The sequence below is a fragment of the Microcoleus sp. MON2_D5 genome, assembly GCF_036701905.1.
Taxonomy (GTDB): domain Bacteria; phylum Cyanobacteriota; class Cyanobacteriia; order Cyanobacteriales; family Microcoleaceae; genus Microcoleus.
This window is the reverse complement of the sequence record NZ_JAUBRM010000006.1, coordinates 28,198-48,982: the sequence shown is the minus strand read 5'-3', so window position 1 is coordinate 48,982 and position 20,785 is coordinate 28,198. Positions and strand designations below refer to the sequence as shown.

At 44.9% G+C, this 20,785-nt stretch carries 21 protein-coding genes and 2 pseudogenes; 11 read left to right on the top strand and 12 right to left on the bottom strand.

The window, feature by feature from the left end:
• Nucleotides 1–94 precede the first annotated feature (94 nt).
• The 4 genes from QUA47_RS03670 to QUA47_RS03655 all read right to left on the bottom strand — a co-directional run bounded on the left by QUA47_RS03670 (nt 95) and on the right by QUA47_RS03655 (nt 2,496).
• Entirely contained in the window at nt 95–682 is a 588-nt protein-coding gene (locus tag QUA47_RS03670) for a glutamine amidotransferase-related protein (RefSeq protein WP_190737465.1), read from the bottom strand.
• A gap of 178 nt (nt 683–860) precedes the next feature.
• On the bottom strand, nt 861–1,373 hold the full coding sequence (locus tag QUA47_RS03665) for a diacylglycerol kinase family protein (protein ID WP_190737467.1): 513 nt from the start codon (nt 1,371–1,373) through the stop codon (nt 861–863).
• 161 nt (nt 1,374–1,534) lie between these two features.
• Complete coding sequence (gene ybeY, locus QUA47_RS03660) at nt 1,535–2,071, bottom strand: rRNA maturation RNase YbeY (protein ID WP_333429757.1); 537 nt, start codon at nt 2,069–2,071, stop codon at nt 1,535–1,537.
• A 206-nt stretch (nt 2,072–2,277) separates the two neighbouring features.
• Nucleotides 2,278–2,496, bottom strand: a complete 219-nt coding sequence (locus QUA47_RS03655) for a DUF3285 domain-containing protein (RefSeq protein ID WP_333062727.1) — start codon at nt 2,494–2,496, stop codon at nt 2,278–2,280.
• Between the two features lie 434 nt (nt 2,497–2,930).
• On the opposite strand from QUA47_RS03655, the gene QUA47_RS03650 reads away from it, so the two are divergent.
• Together QUA47_RS03650 and QUA47_RS03645 are read left to right on the top strand one after the other, a co-directional pair.
• Nucleotides 2,931–3,755: a hypothetical protein gene (locus QUA47_RS03650; protein ID WP_333429756.1), complete on the top strand. Its 825-nt coding sequence runs from the start codon at nt 2,931–2,933 to the stop codon at nt 3,753–3,755.
• A gap of 99 nt (nt 3,756–3,854) precedes the next feature.
• Complete coding sequence (locus tag QUA47_RS03645; RefSeq protein WP_333429755.1) at nt 3,855–4,790, top strand: DUF1350 family protein; 936 nt, start codon at nt 3,855–3,857, stop codon at nt 4,788–4,790.
• Nucleotides 4,791–4,809: 19 nt separating this feature from the next.
• Here the strand turns inward: QUA47_RS03645 and QUA47_RS03640 are convergent, their stop codons facing one another.
• Nucleotides 4,810–5,367, bottom strand: a complete 558-nt coding sequence (locus QUA47_RS03640) for a tetratricopeptide repeat protein (protein WP_333429806.1) — start codon at nt 5,365–5,367, stop codon at nt 4,810–4,812.
• An 81-nt stretch (nt 5,368–5,448) separates the two neighbouring features.
• On the opposite strand from QUA47_RS03640, the pseudogene QUA47_RS03635 reads away from it, so the two are divergent.
• A pseudogene (locus QUA47_RS03635) lies at nt 5,449–6,187 on the top strand (IS1 family transposase).
• Nucleotides 6,188–6,349: 162 nt separating this feature from the next.
• Here the strand turns inward: QUA47_RS03635 and QUA47_RS03630 are convergent.
• The 5 genes and pseudogenes from QUA47_RS03630 to thrS form a co-directional block, all read right to left on the bottom strand.
• Nucleotides 6,350–7,663 (bottom strand): aminotransferase class I/II-fold pyridoxal phosphate-dependent enzyme, encoded by a 1,314-nt coding sequence (locus QUA47_RS03630; RefSeq protein ID WP_333429754.1) that lies wholly within the window; start codon nt 7,661–7,663, stop codon nt 6,350–6,352.
• A gap of 405 nt (nt 7,664–8,068) precedes the next feature.
• Nucleotides 8,069–8,540 (bottom strand): annotated as a pseudogene (locus QUA47_RS03625) (IS1 family transposase); the annotation flags it as partial.
• Nucleotides 8,500–8,679, bottom strand: coding sequence for a hypothetical protein (locus QUA47_RS03620; RefSeq protein WP_333429753.1), 180 nt, complete (start codon nt 8,677–8,679; stop codon nt 8,500–8,502). The pseudogene QUA47_RS03625 and the gene QUA47_RS03620, both read right to left, overlap by 41 nt.
• 127 nt (nt 8,680–8,806) lie before the next feature.
• On the bottom strand, nt 8,807–8,896 hold the full coding sequence (locus tag QUA47_RS03615; RefSeq protein WP_445302481.1) for a hypothetical protein: 90 nt from the start codon (nt 8,894–8,896) through the stop codon (nt 8,807–8,809).
• Nucleotides 8,897–9,103: 207 nt separating this feature from the next.
• A complete protein-coding gene (gene thrS, locus QUA47_RS03610) occupies nt 9,104–10,933 on the bottom strand; it encodes a threonine--tRNA ligase (protein WP_333429752.1) in 1,830 nt (609 codons plus the stop codon).
• 23 nt (nt 10,934–10,956) lie between these two features.
• On the opposite strand from thrS, the gene QUA47_RS03605 reads away from it, so the two are divergent.
• From QUA47_RS03605 to QUA47_RS03590, 4 genes are all read left to right on the top strand, one after another.
• A complete protein-coding gene (locus QUA47_RS03605; protein WP_333429751.1) occupies nt 10,957–11,121 on the top strand; it encodes a hypothetical protein in 165 nt (54 codons plus the stop codon).
• Nucleotides 11,122–11,342: 221 nt separating this feature from the next.
• Entirely contained in the window at nt 11,343–11,672 is a 330-nt protein-coding gene (locus QUA47_RS03600; protein WP_333429750.1) for a DUF2605 domain-containing protein, read from the top strand.
• 158 nt (nt 11,673–11,830) lie between these two features.
• Entirely contained in the window at nt 11,831–12,142 is a 312-nt protein-coding gene (locus QUA47_RS03595) for a DUF2973 domain-containing protein (protein ID WP_006632805.1), read from the top strand.
• A gap of 678 nt (nt 12,143–12,820) precedes the next feature.
• Nucleotides 12,821–14,812 (top strand): DICT sensory domain-containing protein, encoded by a 1,992-nt coding sequence (locus tag QUA47_RS03590; RefSeq protein ID WP_333429749.1) that lies wholly within the window; start codon nt 12,821–12,823, stop codon nt 14,810–14,812.
• A gap of 72 nt (nt 14,813–14,884) precedes the next feature.
• Here QUA47_RS03590 and QUA47_RS03585 read toward each other — a convergent pair whose 3' ends face one another.
• On the bottom strand, nt 14,885–15,043 hold the full coding sequence (locus QUA47_RS03585) for a hypothetical protein (protein ID WP_333429748.1): 159 nt from the start codon (nt 15,041–15,043) through the stop codon (nt 14,885–14,887).
• 1,131 nt (nt 15,044–16,174) lie between these two features.
• Between QUA47_RS03585 and QUA47_RS03580 the strand changes: the two genes are divergently transcribed.
• The 4 genes from QUA47_RS03580 (at nt 16,175) to trpE (ending at nt 19,992) form a co-directional block, all read left to right on the top strand.
• The gene (locus tag QUA47_RS03580) at nt 16,175–16,675 is read left to right on the top strand and encodes a peptidoglycan-binding protein (RefSeq protein WP_333283515.1); all 501 of its coding nucleotides are present in this window, start codon (nt 16,175–16,177) and stop codon (nt 16,673–16,675) included.
• A gap of 299 nt (nt 16,676–16,974) precedes the next feature.
• A complete protein-coding gene (locus QUA47_RS03575) occupies nt 16,975–17,400 on the top strand; it encodes a photosystem I reaction center subunit II PsaD (protein WP_332949173.1) in 426 nt (141 codons plus the stop codon).
• A 163-nt stretch (nt 17,401–17,563) separates the two neighbouring features.
• Nucleotides 17,564–18,424 carry a GNAT family N-acetyltransferase gene (locus QUA47_RS03570; protein ID WP_333429747.1) on the top strand — a complete coding sequence of 287 codons (861 nt, stop codon included), beginning with the start codon at nt 17,564–17,566 and terminating at the stop codon, nt 18,422–18,424.
• Between the two features lie 20 nt (nt 18,425–18,444).
• Entirely contained in the window at nt 18,445–19,992 is a 1,548-nt protein-coding gene (gene trpE, locus QUA47_RS03565) for an anthranilate synthase component I (protein ID WP_333429746.1), read from the top strand.
• 95 nt (nt 19,993–20,087) lie between these two features.
• On the opposite strand, the gene QUA47_RS03560 is transcribed toward trpE, so the two are convergent.
• Nucleotides 20,088–20,642: a Uma2 family endonuclease gene (locus QUA47_RS03560; protein WP_333429745.1), complete on the bottom strand. Its 555-nt coding sequence runs from the start codon at nt 20,640–20,642 to the stop codon at nt 20,088–20,090.
• Nucleotides 20,643–20,785 lie beyond the last annotated feature (143 nt).

Here is a 20,785-nt window from a genome sequence, read left to right as displayed (position 1 = left end):
CAAGGCCCACTCTAAAAATCTAGATAATTTGAACACTCAGGTGTGGATTCCGCACCCGAAAGATGCACACAAAAACTCACAATTCACCACCCAACTAAAGCCGCGCCAAGAAATTTCGCAATAATTGCTTTCCCGAAGTCGTCAAAATACTTTCCGGGTGAAATTGTACACCTTCAATGTGCGGATATTCCCGGTGCCGCACACCCATAATAGTTCCGTCTTCAACCCAAGCCGTAATTTCTAACACTTCTGGACAACTCTGCTTTTCAATTACCAAACTGTGATAGCGAGTTGCAATCATCGGCGATTCCACGCCCTGAAAAACTCCGACTCCTGCGTGTTCTACCTGAGAAGTTTTGCCGTGCATCAACACGGGCGCAGAAACAATTTTGCCACCGAATACTTGACCGATACTTTGATGTCCGAGGCACACGCCTAAAATTGGTAAAGTCGGGCCCAATTCTTTGATTAATTCCAGAGAAATTCCCGCATCTTCCGGCCGCCCCGGGCCTGGAGAAATCACCACTGCTGCAGGCTGCAATTGGCGAATTTCTGCTAAAGAAATTTGGTCGTTGCGGTAGACTTGCACTTCGCTTGCTACGGGCAACTCAGCACCTAGTTCTCCTAGATACTGTACCAAATTGTATGTAAAGCTGTCGTAGTTATCGATGACTATAATCACGGGTTAAGTTAGATTTTAGGTTTTAGATTTTAGATTTTAGATTGACTCGCTCCCTGAAAGCAAGGGTTTCAAGATTTTAGATAGATGCCGAAGATAAAAATAGCTGCAATATAGACGAATAAAACTAAAAATCTCAAATTGGTCATCTAAAACCTAAAATTTGCCATCGCCCAATAAGTTACTGACGGGCGATCGCAATTTGAACGACTGCCCACAAAGGAGGCAGCAGAAGTGCAGCACCGACTATGATCGCAGCCATTGCCGATACCAGAACCGCTCCCGCACCGCAGTCTTTGGCAATTTTGGCTAGTTCGTGGTAAGATTGCCCGACTGTCAAGTCTACCACCGATTCGATCGCCGTATTCAACAGTTCCATGGCTAAAACTATGCCAATGGTGACGCCGATCACAGATATTTCTACAGGTTTGAGTTGCAAAAATAGCCCGAGTCCGATCGCCAAAGTGCCAATAACAGTGTGAATCCGAAAATTGCGCTGAGTTTCAAAAGCATAACTCAGACCCCCCCAAGCGTATCTAAAACTCGTAGCTAAGCTAGATGCGATTTTCCAGGACAGCTCTCGATTGTATTTCAAGGCTTTTTTAGGCTCGTGGACTGTCTGGCTAGAAGAGTCTTGAGGCATGGGCAGAAACTGTGCGATTGGTGATGAAATTGAGGGTCTATCTAGTGTCATAAAGAACCAACTTTAATTTACAGAGATGAATGAAAGCTAAACTTTTCAAATTAACTTGATCAAGTCTAGATAACTTTTCTAAGTTTTTACTAAAGTTTTGGTTTAATTTCAGAAAGTTATGTTGGGCTTGACCTGATTTGTTAAATAACCATCAACTTCAGTTATGCTGTTTGGATCGTAAGACCGATCGCCTGCAGCAATTTTTCTTGTCGATCGAGCATTTGAGTCAGACTTTCTTCATCTGGGTGATCCCAGCCCAAAAGATGCAGAAAACCGTGGGCTGCGAGCCAAGCTAGTTCGGTCTTCAGGGGATGTCCTTGCTGCTGGGCTTGTCGGTTAGCTGTATCGATCGAGATGACGATATCACCCAAGTATAGGGGTTCAGATGACTGCATTTCCTCTAACTGAGGACAGTCTACCTCTAAAGCTGCGAAAGCTAGTACATCGGTCGATCGATCGAGCTGGCGGTACTGGAGGTTGAGGGCTTGCATCTCTGGATCGGCGGTTAAACGCAGACTGACTTCGTAGCCTGGAGCCGCTGGCACATCTGCCTCCTGGTTTTCCAGCCAAACGCTAAACCAATTTTCCCAGGTTTCGGCTGAAATCTCCCCGCTGGGTCCACTCTCAGGGAGGGTGGAAGCGTCGGCTGACTGCTGGGCGAACCCGTAACAGTCTTCGACGTTCACCTCAATTAACATTTTTTTGCTCTCCTGTCAAGGGATATATTTAATTATTTTACAAATTCCAATTGCGCGATCGAACGGCAGGGGATTTTGCTGTTGCTGGAAAGATACAGTAATCTGTTAGAGATTGCAACAGGCAGGCAGAACAATCAGCTTAACTCCCGATTAAGAAAGATCAAAAACATCAGCAGAAATTAGAGGCTGATTGTTGGAATCCCCGATTAAGAATTGAAATAGCGATCGAGAAAAGCCAAACCGACGAGTACGCCTAAAAGTCCCGCCGCTGTCAAAGCAAAATGAAACAGAGAAGTCGCCCGCTTGCGAACCATGTTCCGCATCGCCAGTTTGACATAACTAGGTGGAGGTGCAGTGTTAGTCGGCGCTGTCTGGGTTTCGGCGGACTCTTCGGAGGCGGGAATTGCTGAGGGAGGTTGACTCATAGTGGTTAGTTTAGAAGGTTAATAGAGAGGCTGCCGAGGATAGGCTCGTCCCGATGGTAACAAATATGTAACGTTTTGTGTAGGTGTTTTGAGCTTTTCGATCGCGCCGGACCCATTAAAGGGGGATTATACCAACAGATTAATGTGCGATCGGGCTGATTATCAATTTGATATTTTATTTTTATCTTCAGATACACAAGGATAAATTTAATTCCCGATCCGTGTTCCTGTGCGCTTTAACAAAAATTTTTAAATTGTCAAGTCGCACAATCAAGCGACACTCATTTGAGTTAACTCAAATGAGTGTCACCAGAAAAAGCGACTGTTAACCAACCGCGACGGGCAGTTATTCATAGATATAGGCACGGAAAAACAGAAACAAAATTTTCCGGCTAAATAACCCAAGCTAAAAGTTAAATTACTCGCACAAAAACATGGAAGTTTCCACCTTTGAAATCCTCGCAAAGCCGATCGCACCTGTGATGGGCATCCCTACAGAACTCCTCCCAGTGGCTCGCCGAGTCGTTCAGGGATACTTTCTCACCATCTCCAATCTCGAACCGATCGACTTGCGATATCGGATTGAGTTTACCGTCAGCTTACCCGTGCCGGCAGATCCTAATAAAATCTTGCTTGACAAGAAGAACGCTTTCTTAGTTGTTGATGTTGAAGGCGCTAACTTCGAGGTACCTCTGACTCAGGTGAAGGGGCAACCGAAGGTATATCGTGCGTTTTTCACAATACCCGCTCACAAAACAGCATCTGTTGAATTGTTGCCCAAACTCCCAGAAGCTCTGGCTCCAGGTTTGTTGGAAGTGCGCGGATATGTCTCACTATTTGTGCCAGCGCGTTCCATCTTTCCAAAGCCTGTACCTCAAAGCAAGAAACCAGTCAAGGTGTTATTGAATCCCGAAATTCGCGGTACTTTCTTGCCAAACGATTTCCCATCAGAAACTGCAACTTTACCCGACTTCGATCAAATTAATTACACTTTAGCGATCGCCAGTGGAAAAGGCTTGAACGAGATTACGCCTGAACCAGGTAAACCAATTCTCATCGATTTACCAATTGTTGCCCCAATTTTGGAAGAGCTACGTAACGGTAATTTGGACATAGCTAGTTTGGAAACAGACAATTCAGAAAAAGCTCAACTGCTAGTGCAACTGCTGGCCCAACTCGATGCCACTGATGTCAATTTGAAAGAGCTAAATACAGTGATGGATAAATTCGATATTCCTGTCAGAATGTCTCGCGGCTAGAACTGTTAAATGGTAAGTAACTGTAGGGTGGGCAATGCCCACCTTATGTTTGATTACGTTTAATTAAGCCTACTTATACACTCAGTGAGCTTTATTCAAATGTCGAACTCCTTTAAATTTCAGCCTGTTTCTTTTAGTTGGGTGGCTGTTCATCCGCAGCCCAAAGGTGTTGTTCAATTTATTGGTGGAACTTTTTTTGGTAGTTTGCCAACTTTGTTTTATCGATATTTTTTACAGCAGTTGTTTGAAGAAGGTTATACCGTCGTTGCTTTGCCATTTAGATTTACTTTTTGTCACTGGCCGATCGCTATTGGGTTATTAAAAGAGCAGGAGATACTGAGAACAGAACTGACCATAATTGCTCAAAGATTAGGGTATGAAAGCGAAATTTATCAACAACCATCAAGTTATTTTTGGGTTGGTCACAGTCTGGGATGCAAGTACATTGCTCTTTTAGAATTTTTAAGCGACGATCGGTATCCAAATATTGTGGATAAATTCTGCGATCGCGCTGACTACGAACGGATTCAAAGGTTAATCGAAAATCTGGGCATCGACCGACCTTCAATTAAAGGCCAGCCGTCCTTATTAATAGCTCCTGATATCAGCAATACAGAGAGCGCTATACCAGTGCGATCGCTAGCAAAACTGTTAGACAAATTGCGTTTAGGAGTGCTACCAACCAGAGAACAAACTCAATGCTTTATTGCTAATAGTTCTCTGTTTAATTTGACTGCAATAATTTCTTTCGACCGAGATGATATTGCTGGTTCTATCAATGATATCAACAAAAGTCCAGAACAACAAAAAAACAGCGATGTACTTTGGCTCATACAACAGCTAAGTAATAGAAAATTGCCTTTATTGAGCCAGGAAATAGAAGGCAAACATTTAGAGCCGATTGGTATCAAAATCGGTAATTATGTTGTTGATCTCAATCCTTGGGATAAATTCATCAAACCTCTGAAAATCCGATTTATTGAATATTGGTCTGTTCATTTTTTGGATGCTTTTAAAAAGCGGTTAGGCGCTTAATATTGTATAAACTGCAAACTCACCATCGATCTCCAGCCATCTGCTGAACTATAGCAATAATTTTCCTCACTTTTTCCGCGTCGGGCGATCGCAAATGCTGCAAAATGTCCAAAGATTGCTGTAAATAATTCAAAGCTTTGTCAAAATCTCTCTTCTTATCTGCTAACAACTGTCCTAACATTGCGAAACTAGCAGCTTTTCCTCGAACATCGCCAATCTTTTCCTTAAGTTCGAGAGATTCTTCATAAAGTGCGATCGCCTTTGCTACTTCCCCTTGATTGGCATAAATTCCTGCTAGTTGGTGCAAACTAGCAGCTTTCCCTTGAAAATTGCCACTCTTTTCCTTAAGTTCGAGAGATTGTTCATAAAGTGTGATCGCCTTTGCTACTTCCCCTTGATTGGCATAAATTCCTGCTAGTTGGTGCAAAGTAGCAGCTTTCCCTTGAACATTGCCACTCTTTTCCTTAAGCTCGAGAGATTGTTCATAAAATGCGATCGCCTTGGCAACATCCCCTTGATTGTCATAAATTCCTGCTAGTTGGTGCAAAGTAGCAGCTTTCCCTTGAACATTGCCAATCTTTTCCTGGCGTTGTTGAATTGAGGTACGAGAGAGCGAGTGAGGGATTCACAAAAACCAATTAACTGAAAGTCAAAGCCAATGAAATGTCCTGAATATAAGTCAACTCATGTTAATAAAAATGCGCCGAAGAAAGGCAAGCAAAATTATATTTGTGTTGACTGTGGCAGGCCATTTAGAGATTGCTATCAAACCCACCAGTGTTACGCGCAAGAAGTTAAATATCAATACCTAAAGATATATGTCAATGGGATGGGTTTTCGTGCGAGCCAGAGAGTCAAAGACCTGCATCACACGACAATAATTAATTGGCTCAAGCAAGTTGGAAAGCTGCTACCATCCGCTTACGATCTAGAGACAATTCCAGAAGTAGGAGAACTAGATGAGCTACAAACCTTTGTCGGATAAAAAAAACACAATCTGGGTGTGGACAGCAGTAGATTACTTTAGACCAGGTATTCTAGGATGGGTATTAGGAGACCGAGCGTCCTAAAACGTTTGAACCTTTGTGGGATGTAGTTAGTAGATGGGGATGCTATTTTTATGTGACGGATGGCCCGAAAGTTTATGCAATGTTTATTCCAGAGAGAAACCAAATTATGTGCCAAACTTACATGGTTTGCGGTTGAAGGTGAAAACACAAGATTAAGACACTATCTGGCTCGCTTGAAACGAAAGGCTTTTTGTTATTCAGGCAGCCGAACAAATGCTCAGATATCCAATTAAGCTACTTATTCATTATCTCACGTTTAATGATGTTCGCCTTCCCTATTCAATTAATTATTTCTATCGAGCATTAGTCACCGCACGCGATCGCTAAACCATACCCCAATTCAGCAACGGCATATCAGAAATTATACCAGCATGAAGGTGTGTAAAAGCTTTGAAGCTTCTGACTTCTGAAAACAGATTTCTGTAATAGCGACAATACTCATCAATCAATTTCAAGGTTGAATTAGCTTGGCGAGGGTTAACCATAGACCTAGCTCTGGTTTGAGAGATTTTGTTCTATTATACTCTGCCGCTTAGTGACAGAAGAGGGGGAAGCAAGTGGGTTAGCAACAGCGTATTCCATCGCAGCTTGGAATTTGGGTAGAGAACGCGAAATCATTTCTTCGTTGGCAGTAAGGGAAATTCGGAAGTAACCGGGTATTTCCTGGGGAGTTCCTGGTAAAACAAATATATCTTGACTTGCTAATAACTCGGCAAAAGCAAGGTCATCCTCCCAAGGTGATTTCACCAAGAGGAAGAACGTCCCATCAGGGTTATACAGGTTGTAACCCATATCCCGCAGTGCGTTCACCATCCCATCTCGCTTGTTTTGTAAATGCTCGATATTTATGTTTAGTTGCTCTAAGTCTCCTAAGGCATACTGCATGAGCACACTAGGATAACACCAACCAAAAGGAGTTTGTTGTAGGAAAGCAATGATTCGTCTTATTTCTTCCCGATTAGGCATAGTGGGAGGTAAAGCAATATACCCTATACGTTGACCGGGTGCCATTAAAGTCTTACTATAACCATATACTAAGAAAGAAAACGGGTAAAACTGAGTAGGGCTGGGACAAGTCTTGTTGTCGAAAACAATGCGGCTGAAGGTTTCATCGGAAATAATATAAATAGGCTTGCCATAGTGGTTAGAAGCCTCGTTAAGTATACCGCTCAAACCCTCTAGAGTACTAGCTGAAAAAATCTTACCTGTAGGGTTGTGGGGTGAATTGATAATGATTGCTCGAGTCCGTTCTGTAATTGCAGATGCGATCGCCTGCAAATCCATATCAAAGGTGTTTGTATCCACAGGCACACCCACCGGAACCGCACCGGTAAAATGCACCATACTCCTATAACCTAACCAGGGTGGAGTCAAAATAATTACCTCATCTCCCTCACCAGCTAACATTTGCAGACAAATCGCCAAACCAACTACAGTACCATTGGTCATAAAAATATCTTCAGGCAATATAGAAAGTCCGCGTTTATCCTGAAGAGCAGCGGATACAGTGATCCGTGATTGTGGAATATTTCCCTTGTAGCCATACCACCCTTGATTTTGCGGTACACTCCAACGCTGTAAGGCTTCTACAAACCCTGGAGGTGGTATTTCATGGGCATCACCGATAGTAAAATCAATACTTCCCGGCTCAGTTCGGCGACTCATATAGGTCGCTTGGGTAAAGAATTGTCTTATAGGGGTCTGGTAACTTAATAACTTTAGTAACCGTGGTGAGATAAAGTGAGTCTTCCCTTCACTTGTTGGATCTGGCATGAGCTTATTTGGATTATTTTTGTCGTACATAGTAATTGGGTAGTAGTGTATAGTAATTGCAGGTCACGGAACTCGCCTTAACGATAAATTATACTCATGGACAAAATACCGTCGCCCACATTCTTGACATTTATATCCTTGTTTACCACTTGTTTACCACTTGTTTACCACTTGTTTACCACTTGTTTACCATAAGTATGAGCGTATTTAATAATTTTTCCCGCAGGACATCTTAAACAAGTGATACTCATATATACTCAGGAGTATTGATATTATTTTATTAGTTTAACATGATCGTGCACCACTACCAACTCTCTCACTCTTTACTGCATTACGGCATCATTTCGCAACAATTTGTAACGCATCAGCCGTAGAACCCAGTACCCTACACCGTCCACAGAAACCAATTCCGGCGTTGCTGAATAGGGGTATGGTTTAGCAATCGCGTGCGGTGAGTAATGCTCGATCGAAATAATTAATTGAATAGGGAAGGCGAACATCATTAAACGTGAGATAATGAATAAGTAGTTTAATTGAAGATATGAGCATTTGTTCGGCTGCCAGAATAACAAAAAGTCTTTCGTTTTAAGCGAGCCAGATAGTGTCTTAATCTTGTGTTTTCACCTTCAACAGCAAGTCATGTAAGTTGGGCACATAATTTGGTTTCCATCTGGAATAAACATTGCATAAACTTTCGGGCCATCCGTCACATAAAAATAGCATCCCCATCTACTAACTACATCCCACAAAGGTTCAAACGTTTTAGGACGCTCGGTCTCCTAATACCCATCCTAGAATACCTGGTCTAAAGTAATTTACTGCTGTCCACACCCAGATTGTTTTTTTATCCTAGAAAGATTTGTAGCTCATCTAGTTCTCCTACTTCTGGAATTGTCTCTGGCTTGTAAGCGGATGATTATTAAAGTTCCCTCTTTCTCACCATCCCCGGTTGTTTCCCAATTTCCCGACAAGCCAGAAATCGCAAACAGTTCATCTGTACCAGCAACTGCATCTTGTCCTTCGACGCTGATTTGAATATCGGCCATTACTTTTTATTGCCAGTCTACGTCATCTAATTATATCTCAGCAATTTATATGGGGGCGATCGCACTTAAACATCCCTCTCTCATCCGATCAATCCCCTCTCCCCAACAAAACATCCGCCCCAGCAGCTTAAGTTTCGGACAGCGGGGGAACTGATACGGCGATATAATCTCTTCTAAAGTCCTTGGCGGGGCGATCGTAAACCCCATTTAATAACACTGGTAAATCTACAATTGCTTCAGCATCACCTGCACGCAAAGGCAACGGAGAGGATTGTGAAAATTAAATGCACAACAGCTTATCATTTGTATTAATTGTGAAACGGGCGTCTCGCCCGTTAAGTGAATCGTGGAACGGGAGAGACGCCCATTAAGTGAATTGTGGAACGGGCGAAACGCCCGTTCTAAAATCTGCGATTAAAATCGCTTAAAAATCGCCGTAACTACTAATAGCAGCCTGCAATCTCCCAATCACTTCATCAACCGAAATCGCCCCCAACTCCCCAGAAGCCCGAGTCCGAATATTCAAACTATTCGCCTCAACCTCCTTCGCACCCACAACACCCATCACCGGAATTTTATCCTTCTCAGCATTGCGAATCAACTTGCCCAAACGCTCGCTATCCTCATCAGCTTCAGCGCGAATATTGAGCGCCTTCATCTTCGCCGCCACTTCCTTCGCAAACGGCAAAAACTCCGCGCTGACAGGCAACAACCGCACCTGAATCGGCGCCAACCACAGCGGAAAATCGCCCGCATACTGCTCGATCAAAATCCCGATCAAGCGTTCCAAAGAACCGAAAGGAGCGCGGTGAATCATCACCGGACGCTTGCGAGTGCCGTCTTCAGCGACATATTCCAAATCAAAACGTTCTGGCAAATTGTAATCTACCTGAACAGTTCCTAATTGCCATTCTCTATCCAAGACATCTTGGAAAATGAAATCGAGTTTCGGCCCGTAAAAAGCCGCCTCCCCAATTCCCTCAAAATAATTCATGCCCAAAGTTTCCACCGCGCGGCGGATTGCACCTTGAGCTTTTTCCCAAGCTTCATCGGAACCGATGTATTTCTCTAAATTGTTCGGATCGCGGAAACTCAAACGCGCCTTAAAGTTTTTCAGTTGCAGACTCTTGAAGACTGACAGAATCAAATCCACCACATTCAAGAATTCTGCATCCAACTGTTCCGGCGTGACAAATAAGTGGGAATCATCCACCGTAAAGCCGCGCACCCGCGTTAAACCGCCCAATTCTCCCGATTGTTCGTAGCGGTAAACTGTGCCGAATTCCGCCAATCGCATCGGCAGTTCGCGATAGGAACGCAATTCGCTTTTGTAAATTTGAATGTGAAAAGGGCAGTTCATCGGTTTCATGACAAAACCCTGTTCGTTTGCTGCCGCTTCCTCATCCTCCGCCATCAGCGGAAACATATCTTCTTTGTATTTCTGCCAGTGGCCAGAAATTTTGAACAAATCGACTCTGGCAATGTGGGGAGTCACAACTTGCAAATAGCCGCGCTTGATTTGTTCTTGTTTCAAGTAATCTTCTAAAATACTTCTCAAAACAGTGCCTTTGGGCGTCCACAAAGGCAAACCTGGTCCAACTGCATCGGCAAAGATAAACAAGCCTAATTCTTTGCCTAATTTGCGGTGATCGCGTCTTAATGCTTCTTCTTTGCGGTGCTTGTATGCTGCTAGTTGTTCGGGAGTTTCCCAAGCTGTGCCGTAAATGCGCTGTAACTGAGCTTTGGTTTCGTCGCCGCGCCAGTAAGCGCCTGCTAGGCTTTCTAGCTCGATCGCCTTTGGATTCAATTCACTGGTATTATCCAAGTGAGGCCCCGCGCACAAATCCCACCATTCCTCCCCCACATGGTAAAGAGTAATTGGTTCGATCAAACCTTCTAAAATTTCTAATTTGTAAGGTTCGTTAATCTCCTTAATTCTGCGTTCCGCTTCCTCGCGGCTGACTTCTTCTCGAATTACAGGCAATTTACGGTTGATGATTTTGATCATCTCTTTTTTAATGGCTTTTAAATCCTGTTCCGTAAAAGGTTCGGGAGTGTCAAAGTCATAATAGAAACCGTTTTCAATCCAAGGGCCAATGGTTACTTGCGCCTTGGGAAATAACTTCTGCACCGCCATCGCCATAACGTGGGACGTGGTGTGGCGAATTTTTTTTAGTGGCTCCGACTCACTCGTGCGGGGCAACTCAATCTTAACGGACTCTTCTGGAGGGGACATGGATTCTGAGCTAGACATCGGCTGAATTAGCAATTAATTTAGTGGCAGTTGCTTCTATATTACTCAGATTGGGACAGCAAGCGCCGACTTCCGGCTGGGGGACACTCCGGGAATTTACAACAACGGCCCTGATGGTTGCGACGTTTAGTGCCTCCCGCACTCCGACTCTCAGAAACCGGATTTTTTACTATTTTGGTGGGCTGTAACTAAGTATTGCCTGAAAAAACCCGGTTCTAACCACCCGTGAGTTCCCGAACTAATTTGGCAGAATTTGAGGATTTCGACTCAAAAATCGCTGCTGACACAATTAAATTTATTCACACCCACCTGCTAATTGTTGTTAAATCATTGAATTTTTGTTAAAAATATGTTACAATTTGTAAAGCTCGTCTAAGACTATAATATATAAATAACCCAATTTTGATCCATGCTTAATTCCAATTTGCCCGAGCCAGAATTGCTCAAAGCGTTACTGGAACCGCTGTTAGAGGATTTCAATTACTGGTTAGATCGATCGGCAAACCTCTTAGAAACTGAGGAAATGCCCTTTCTCAGCGACGAGGAGCAATCTGACTTGCTGGCGCGAGTCAAACAGGCTCAGCAAGAAGTAGGCGCAGCTAAAGGTCTATTTCAAGCAACCGGAGGTCAAGTTGGGATTGAAACCACAGCACTGATGCCGTGGCACAGACTGCTCGCCGAATGCTGGCAAGTATCGGCACGCTTTCGCTCATTGCAGTCAGATCCCCCTGGAAAATAAGGAAGCGAGTTCAAGTTAAATTTGGAGTCAAATCCCCAACCTTGGGAAATGTGGCGGCCCACTTGACAACCTCAAACAAATTTCCAGTTAATAAGTTATTACTTGCTGAAACACTTTTGTAAATTGCTGTGTGGCTGTTTAGCCCGGAGGAGAAAATAATGTTGCACCTGCTTTATATTTTAGCTTTTACCGTTCTTGCCTTTCTGGCAGTCGGTAACTTAATCCGCAGTCTAGTCACCGTAGGTATGGAGTCCCAGCGTCCTCAACAATTTAGGGCAAATAATCGCCACCCATCCTATCCTGGCTCTCAATCTGTACCGCATCCAGAACTTTTAGATGAACAAGGAAACATAGTCAATGAGCCACTGTTAGTGATGCGTTCGCTGACTGTCCAAGACGCCCGCGAACAATTAGATGCTCTCTACAAATCATCTCCGGGCGGCAGCGACGAAGGGGGCGAACTAGCCTAAGACAACCACAGCCGCAGCATTTATACTTAGGCGCTAGGCCTCAAAAAAAATATAGGACTTACAAGCTAGGTGTCCGAAACCCTTTTTCTTCATAGATTTTGGTGAAAATCGTTTCCGCGCTTCATCGGAATAATAATTTTCCGAGTTCAGTGCGAGCTTAAGAGCTCGTGATGATGCTCGCACCCTTGGCATCATTCCGCATCTCACCAGATTGGATATAAGTCCTAAAAATAATTGGCCGTTAGTTTTTAACTAATGGCCAATTATTTGTGATTTTTGAAAGTTTAATTGCCGATTAGCCCGATAGATCGCCAAAAACCAGTTCACCAAAAACCGATACAGATGGCACTGATATCAAATAGCTCAAGAATAGTATAATGCAAGAGATCCGCAAGCGGTGCCTAACAAGTCTGAATGGTGAGAGTGCTAACGCCCGAATCGAAGCCTGAATAGATGAGTTGGCGTCAAAACCTAGAGGTAAAAACAGGTGACTTTGGGAGGAACTCAAGGTCTTGGAGGCATACCTCTGCTTAGATTCGTCTAAATGATATGGCTAGCATGATATGACTTAAACAGTCGTGTTATGAAGCATAAATGTATCAGATACTGAAAAGGGATCGCTCTAAACCTCCTATCGATCCTGTTTTGTCATCGGCAAAAATGCACGTTTAAGGCTAGATGATCGTCCCTATTTCGCTACTGGCAGAACTTCTGCAAGCTTTGCCCCAACTGCGGGCACAAATTTATTTCAAATCTTCCATGACAGCCCTGTCTCACGCGATGGAAGACTTAGTTTTGGCGGGTTCCGACGACGAACCGCTAGTCATTGCAAGCTTTCAGCGAGAGCGCTTCTACCGCCAGGAAGCTCACCGCTATCGGCGAATTGCCTCACGCTCGTCTCAGGTATACGTGCTGGCAGCACCGGAAACTGACTTTAAAAATGCTTCGGAGTGTCACGAAACTGTCGCGTTTGCACCGGAGGACGGATTAAGTAAAGAGTGGCACTTAGTGGTCCTGGGCGAACAATACTCAACTTGCCTGATTTGTCAAGAAAAAATTGTGCCGATCGACAACCAGGACGATCGCGGCCCACTGTTGATGGATCAAGCTCGCAGATTTGAAGGAATTTGGACGTTCGATCGCGAGGTAAGCTCCAAAGCTGCGGCATTGTTGCTCGATAGAATTGGCAATTATCGCCCGGAATTGGCCGAAAAGATCGAGCGAGCGCGAACTACTTACAAGCTCGTCAAAACACCGAAAAAAACCAGGAAATCCGCCACTTCCAAAGCCAGCAAACCCGACATAATTACGGGAAAAAACTCAAAAATTCCCAATCCCAAATTGAGCGATGCTTTTACCGAACGCTTAGTCACCTACTTGCAAGCAGGCCAGCACAAATTGCTCAAAGCATACAGCGCCATCGCCGCTCAGGAACGCAAAGAACGCCTGGTAAACTTAATTACAACGGCAATGCGGCAGTCTCTCAACCCGCAAGAAATCGTCGAAGTCGCAGTGCAAGAACTCGGTACTGCCCTGTCGGCAAGCCGATGTTTGATTTATCGGTGCAAGGCCACAGATGTGGCGGTCAAAATCGATCGCGAGTTTTTGGGACCGGGCGCTAGTTCCATGCTGGATCAGACTTGGCTGTTGCACGACAATCAAATATGGAGCGACGCGGTGGCGCGGCAGGAGCGAGTTTACATCCAAGACACAGCACAACACCCGCTGATTGTCAATACAAAATTCCTGAAAAAAACTGTAAAAAATTGGCAAATTGTCTCTTGGTTAATGGTGCCAGTGCTTTATCAGGGGCGGGTTTTGGGCATGGTGGAAATGCACCAGTGCCGATCGACTTTGGCTTGGGAAGAAGACGAAATTGCTTTAGTAGAGGCGATCGCAACCCAACTCGGAGCCGCCTTAATTCAAGCAGAAACCTACGCTCATTTAGAAGAACTCAACCAACAATTAGAAGCATTAGACCGCACTCGCAGCAATCTAATTGCCATCACCGGACACGAACTCCGCACCCCTCTTTCTACGATTCAAGTTTGTTTGGAAAGTTTGAACTCCGAACCAGATATGCCCCCAGAATTGCGGCAAATCATGTTAGAAACTGCCCTCGGCGATGCCGATAGAATGCGAAAACTCGTGCAGGATTTCTTAACTCTTTCTCACTTAGAAAGCGGGCGAGTCCAATGGAATGTAGAATCGCTGACGCTGCAAGAATGCGTTGATTTGGCCCTCAGCAGCGTGCGATCGCGCACGGTAGATCAACAGTTACCGGAAATTATCGCCGAGGTGTCGGCAGAATTGCCTTTAGTGCAAGCTGACGGAGAGTGGTTGGTGGAGGTGCTCTCCAAACTGTTAGACAACGCTTGCAAATTCACCACACCTCAAGGAAGCGTGACAGTGCGAGCGAAATGCAACGGTTCTCGAATGGTGGAAGTGCTCGTAGCCGATACGGGGAGGGGAATCGAGGCGAACAGTTTAAAAGTAGTGTTCGATCGATTTTATCAAGAAGAAGGAGCTTTGCGCCGCAGCGCCGGCGGTACCGGTTTGGGATTGGCAATTTGCAAACAGATTGTTGCCGGCTGGGGCGGTAAAATTTGGGTAGATTCGGCAGGAAAAGACCGAGGAAGTGAATTTCACTTTACTATTCCCACTGTTTAGACTCAATTGATAACAGTTAACTAATCACTAATAACGGATGACAGATCGCTGCAAACTAACCCTCGGCTTACCCTAAATCGAAATCCCAAACCCCAACTCTGTTCCCTCTTCTAAGGATGACAAATATTCCCACCTTCCCCAAGGTTTTTCAGTTACTATTTGATACCCAATAAACATCCCCAATTCCGTACCTTTGCCTTCTGCTTTATGGGTAAAAAATAACGTAAACAATTTTTATGTGCCTGATTCGGATCTTCCAGTCTGTTGTCAGCGCTCGGAATTACAAGGGTGTCGATTATTTCCGGTTCTTTAGGGCAAACACTCACCATATAAATTGTATAGCAATCCTTGCAGGAGTCGTAATTTTTTTACCCCGCCCCAACCCTCCCCGAAGCCGTTCGCTCGGGAGTAAGAAATTCACAAATGATGCGAGGATTGCTATAATTATAGTGAATTTTTTTTGAGGTTTTGCGTAGATTTTGTCAGGTTGGATTATTCCCTAGCCCCGCTCGCATTAGAAATCAAATTTTTTATAAATACATGATTGATTTGTCCCGGATGGCATTCTGATTTTGTAAATCACCCTAATGTTTAATGATTTCAAGTGCCTATCTGTTGTTCTTGGGCTTAAGCCGGTGAGACAAAATCCTTAAAATTGTAGGGTGTACCGAAGCGCACATTACTCACGTCTAAACTCTCGTTGTAGGGTGCGCGCTGCCGACATTATTGAGCTAACAACTCTTTTGTATGGTGCTGGCGACCTAGATTAACAAAACGTTGGCAAAAACTGGGTTTTTTAAAGGAAATAGTTGCTTAAAGCCTTGGAACAAAGTTAAAAAACCGGGTTTGTGAGCGTCTGAGCGCGCAAGTCTCGACCGACACACGATTGCACAGAAAAGTTTTCACGGCAGAACCAGCCTCCGCTGCTACACCCTCTCTCACCCTCAACCCTCACCCTCTTAGATCGGCCTTAGAGGTGATGCGGCGGGAGCGGTGTTCACCTTTAGGATAGAAAGTATCAAAGCAGATTCAGCACGCGCTTGCCCTCTTAAACCCGGTTTGGCGACAGAATACCTAGGGATGCTGCCGCAAATTCATACCAGTTTAAAAAAAGAATGCAACTGTAGGCAAGCTGCAAACCCCGATAGTAATCAGTCATGCCCCATCTAAAATCTAAAATCTAAAATCTAAAATGGTATAAGTCTGTCCTGCACAAGCCGTGAGATGGTAAAAGTCGATCGAATCTGTTGAGGCCTGCCGACGCCAGTGTTGATTCGTGAAAAGTTGAGGATGCAAATGTTTCGCCCGGAAAAAGTTTGTTTCCAGAAGAATACTCAAACCTAGATGGTAGGAAAATCGATTATGTCACCTACAAGCCAGATGAAATCTACTCAACCTATGGCCAACAAGCCACAACTAAAATTAGGTTCCCAAGATAAAGCGGTATTGGAACTCGAACAACTGCTAACCAAGTTGCAACTTTATCGGCACCCTGCTAAAGGAATTTTTAACAAAGCAGTGGAATTTTCTGTGAAGCTGTTTCAGTTTCGGGTTTTCTTGTCGCCGGACGGCATTGTCGGGCCACTCACTTGGCAGGCGCTTTATACTGCAGCTCCAGTTAATATGCCGGTACTGAGATTGGGCAGTTCTGGGGAAGCAGTCGCTACTGTTCAGGAAGTTCTCAAAAGTTCCAAGCATTATGGCGGTAAAATTGACGGCGACTTTGCAACTTTGACGGACAAAGCTGTTCGCGCGTTTCAAAAAAGCTTTGGGATTGAGGCCGACGGGATTGTCAATCAAGAAACTTGGACTGCTTTGAGCCAAATTCCGCGCGGCTATGACCCTAAGTGGTTCTTGACTTAGGGTTGCGCGGTAAATTGTTCGATCGTGTGTGGGGGAAAATTGGGGGAATGTGCGATTATTCGGGTGCCCCACAAGCACCAGAATAATTGCTGTTTTTTTTTTGATTATTTTTTCGGTATTCGTGCTGCCTAATTCTGTTTTCTAACTTTGGTTAAAGTTACCAATAATCAATTATTAATTACTAATTATCAATTATCAGAAAAGATCGATCGCCAAAAAACTGTTAATTTTCCTTACAATTTCGAGAACAGCGTGCAGTCTCAATGATACGATGCCGTAAAAATCCTTTGGATATATCTATGGCCGAACAACTTACTGGACAACCCCCAATCTTCGGCGGCAGCACCGGCGGCTTGCTGACCAAGGCGCTAGTTGAAGAGAAGTACGCTATCACTTGGACTAGCCCCAAGGAGCAGGTGTTTGAAATGCCTACTGGTGGCGCTGCGATTATGCGTCAAGGCGACAACTTGCTGCATCTGCCCCGCAAGGAGCAGTGCATCGCTTTGGGTGGCCAGCAACTGCGGGCTAAATTCAAAATCACCAACTACAAAATTTACCGCGTGTTTCCCGACGGTACTACTGAGTACCTCCATCCCAAGGATGGCGTGTTCCCTGAGAAGGTGAACGAAGGTCGTCCCTACAACGGTAAGATTGACCGCAATATTGGCAGCAATCCAAATCCGGCTAAGCTGAAGTTCAGCGGTAAGAAGACTTTCGATCCTTAGAGCATGACTGCATGGCTGAGCAAAACATAGGTAATATTCCCTGTAAGGCTCAGCTTGTAAACTTGTTTTTGCAGTAGTATTCTGACGCAGCAGGCTAAGCCCGCAGCGCCAGAATACTACTGCAAACTTCAAATCTAATTAAAAGTTAATCGTTAAATTAAAAATGAATGTCGCAATCAGGCGAGCGCAGCCTTCTGATATCGATGTTTGCGCTCGCATTAATTATGAAGCTTTTAAAGAGATTTCCGATCGGCATCAATTCCCTACAGATTTTCCGACGCTGGAGTTTTCAACTGAAATTATTGGTCTTGTGATCGAAAGTCCGGTATTTTTTGGGATCGTAGCCGAGAGCGAGGGTGCGGTTGTCGGCTGCGGGTTTATAGACGAACGCAACCCGATTCGCGGTATCGGGCCTGTCACTGTCGATCGAACTTTTCAAGGCCACGGCACGGGGCGGGAAATCATGAAAGCCTTACTGGAACGCGGACAGGACGCTCGGGGCATCCGTTTGGTTCAAGAATCTTTTAATATGGCGTCGCTGTCGCTGTACGCTTCTTTGGGTTTTGAGGTGAAGGAACCTTTCGTGTTAATGGAGGGGAAGTTTCGCAGCCAGCCACAGAATGGGTTTGAGGTGCGCCCGATGGCTAGTGAGGATGTTGAGGAATGTGCGGCTTTGTGTAAAAAACTGTGCGGGTGCGATCGAACTTCGGAGATTGAAGACGCCTTGAATTACTATTCTCCCTTCGTTGCCTGCAAGCAAGGTCGCATTGTGGCTTATACTTGTGCGGTGTCTGCTTTGGGCCACAGTGTCGCCCAAACAGAAGCGGATATGCAGGCTTTGCTCTTGGGGGCTGCTGCGTACAGTTCCGAAGAATTGCTTTCTTTTCACTTGCCGCTGAGGTACGCAAGTTTGTTTCGTTGGTGCTTGCAAGAGGGGCTGCGCGCCCTCAAACCCATGGCGGTGATGGCAGTTGGCGAGTATCGGTCGCCGGAGGGATGTTGGTTTCCGTCTTTTGTTTATTGATTGTATAGCGAAGTTAGTATATGATATTTCCCGATTTCTCACAATTCTCGGAACTGGCGAAACAAGGCAATTTTGTACCCGTGTATCAAGAATGGGTTGCTGATTTGGATACGCCGGTGTCTGCGTGGTATCGGGTTTGTGCGGGTCAACCTTACAGTTTTCTGCTGGAGTCGGTGGAAGGTGGGGAAAAACTTGGGCGTTATAGTTTCTTAGGGTGCGATCCGTTGTGGATTTTGGAGGCAAGGGGATCTCGCACAACTCAAGTTTACCGTGACGGTTCCGAAAAAGTATTTACGGGCGATCCGTTTGTAGCTTTAACTGAATGTTTGGAGTCTTATCAACCGGTGAAATTGCCGCAGTTGCCGCCGGGAATTGGCGGGCTATTCGGTTTTTGGGGTTACGAGTTAATTAAGTGGATAGAACCGCGAGTTCCCGTGCATCCAGCAAGCGAGAATGATTTGCCGGATGGATTGTGGATGCAGTTGGATAATTTGCTGATTTTTGACCAGGTGAAGCGGAAAATTTGGGCCGTCGCCTATGCGGATTTGCGGGAGGTTGGTGTTGATTTGACCGAGGGTTATCAGCAAGCGTGCGATCGGGTTGGTAAGTTAGTTCAGAAGCTGCAATCGCCGCTTTCCCGGCAATCTACTCTCATAGAATGGACACCTCCCAATAACGGGCAAGATGCCCGTTCCACAACCGGAAATACAGAATTGGCTTACACTAGCAATATTACCCGTGAAAAGTATTGTGCCAATGTTTTAAAGGCTAAGGATTATATCAAAGCGGGAGATATTTTTCAAGTAGTTATTTCGCAGCGCCTAGAGGCTGAATACAGTGGCGATTCTTTTGCACTTTACCGATCTTTGCGTCTCATAAATCCTTCTCCGTACATGGCTTATTTTAATTTCGGAGATTGGCAGATTATCGGTTCGAGTCCCGAGATTATGGTGAAGGCGGAAAACACTGCTGATGGGAAAAAGATAGCAACTTTGCGACCGATTGCCGGCACTCGCCGCCGGGGGAAAACTCCTCAAGAAGATGATGCTTTGGCTGCTGAATTGCTGCAAGATCCGAAGGAAATTGCGGAACACGTCATGTTAGTTGATTTGGGCCGGAACGATTTAGGAAGAGTTTGCCGAAACGGTACTGTAAAAGTTGACGAATTAATGGAAATTGAGCGTTATTCTCACGTCATGCACATTGTGAGCAATGTGGTGGGAGAATTGGCTGAGGATAAGACTGCTTGGGATTTGTTGAAAGCTGGTTTTCCTGCGGGTACTGTTAGCGGTGCTCCGAAAATTCGGGCGATGGAGATTGTGCACGAGTTGGAAGGTTGCCGCCGGGGGCCGTATTCTGGGGTTTACGGGTATTATGATTTTGAGGGGCAATTGAATAGTGCGATCGCAATTCGGACTATGGTTGTTCGCTCTCAAGGAGGCGATAAACATTCGGTTTCTGTCCAAGCTGGCGCTGGTTTGGTGGCTGATTCTAACCCGGATATGGAGTACGAAGAAACGCTGAATAAAGCCAGGGGAATGTTAGAGGCAATTCGCTGTTTGAAATAGCGAGGCGGAGCCTCGGGATCTGTGTTACCAGGCAGAGCCTGGTAACAAGAAACGGCCAGAAACAGCAGTAATTATTGCATTATTGTCCAATTTACCTAAGCCCCTAATATTCGAGCGACCGAAACTGCAATATCAGGAAAAGCCAGCGGATTAATATTACCCTGAGTCAGAGTTTCTCTCGATTGATATCCTTCATTGGTAGGCTCTCGAAATACTATTAATTCCATAGTTCGCAAATTGACAACCCAATACTCAGAAATGCTGGCCTCCGCGTAAATCTTGCTCTTGATTCCTAAGTCTTTGTTCAGAGTATAATCCGAGTATTCTATCAGCCAAAAGATGTTTTCTGGATAGGGATGATGTTCTCGGTAATCTTGTCCCAAACGTTGAATTACAGCGATATCGGGTTGTGGCTCGGAGTTGCTTGGTGGCAAGATAATCGGTTTACCTTGGCGGATTTTAGCTCGATCGCCCAGCAAATAAATTAGGTACTCTCCAGCCTCATCGCTAGAGTAAGCATGAGATTCTCCTTCGGGAGCTATTTCGATTATTTCTCCATCTATTAATTCAGCATTTCGCCCTTCCAGAATGCCGGCTGCAATGATGCGGTGGTAGTCTGCAACCGTCCATTTTACAGTCGTGACGCTCACGGCGATTACTCCTATGTTTTTATTCTGATTTTATACGCGATCGCCTATGAACCGACTTTTTTCGCTCGCGCCGGGCGGTTGAAACCGCGTCTTGTCAAACAAAACCCGACGAAAGCCGATTGAAGACTCCATCGCACTTAAAA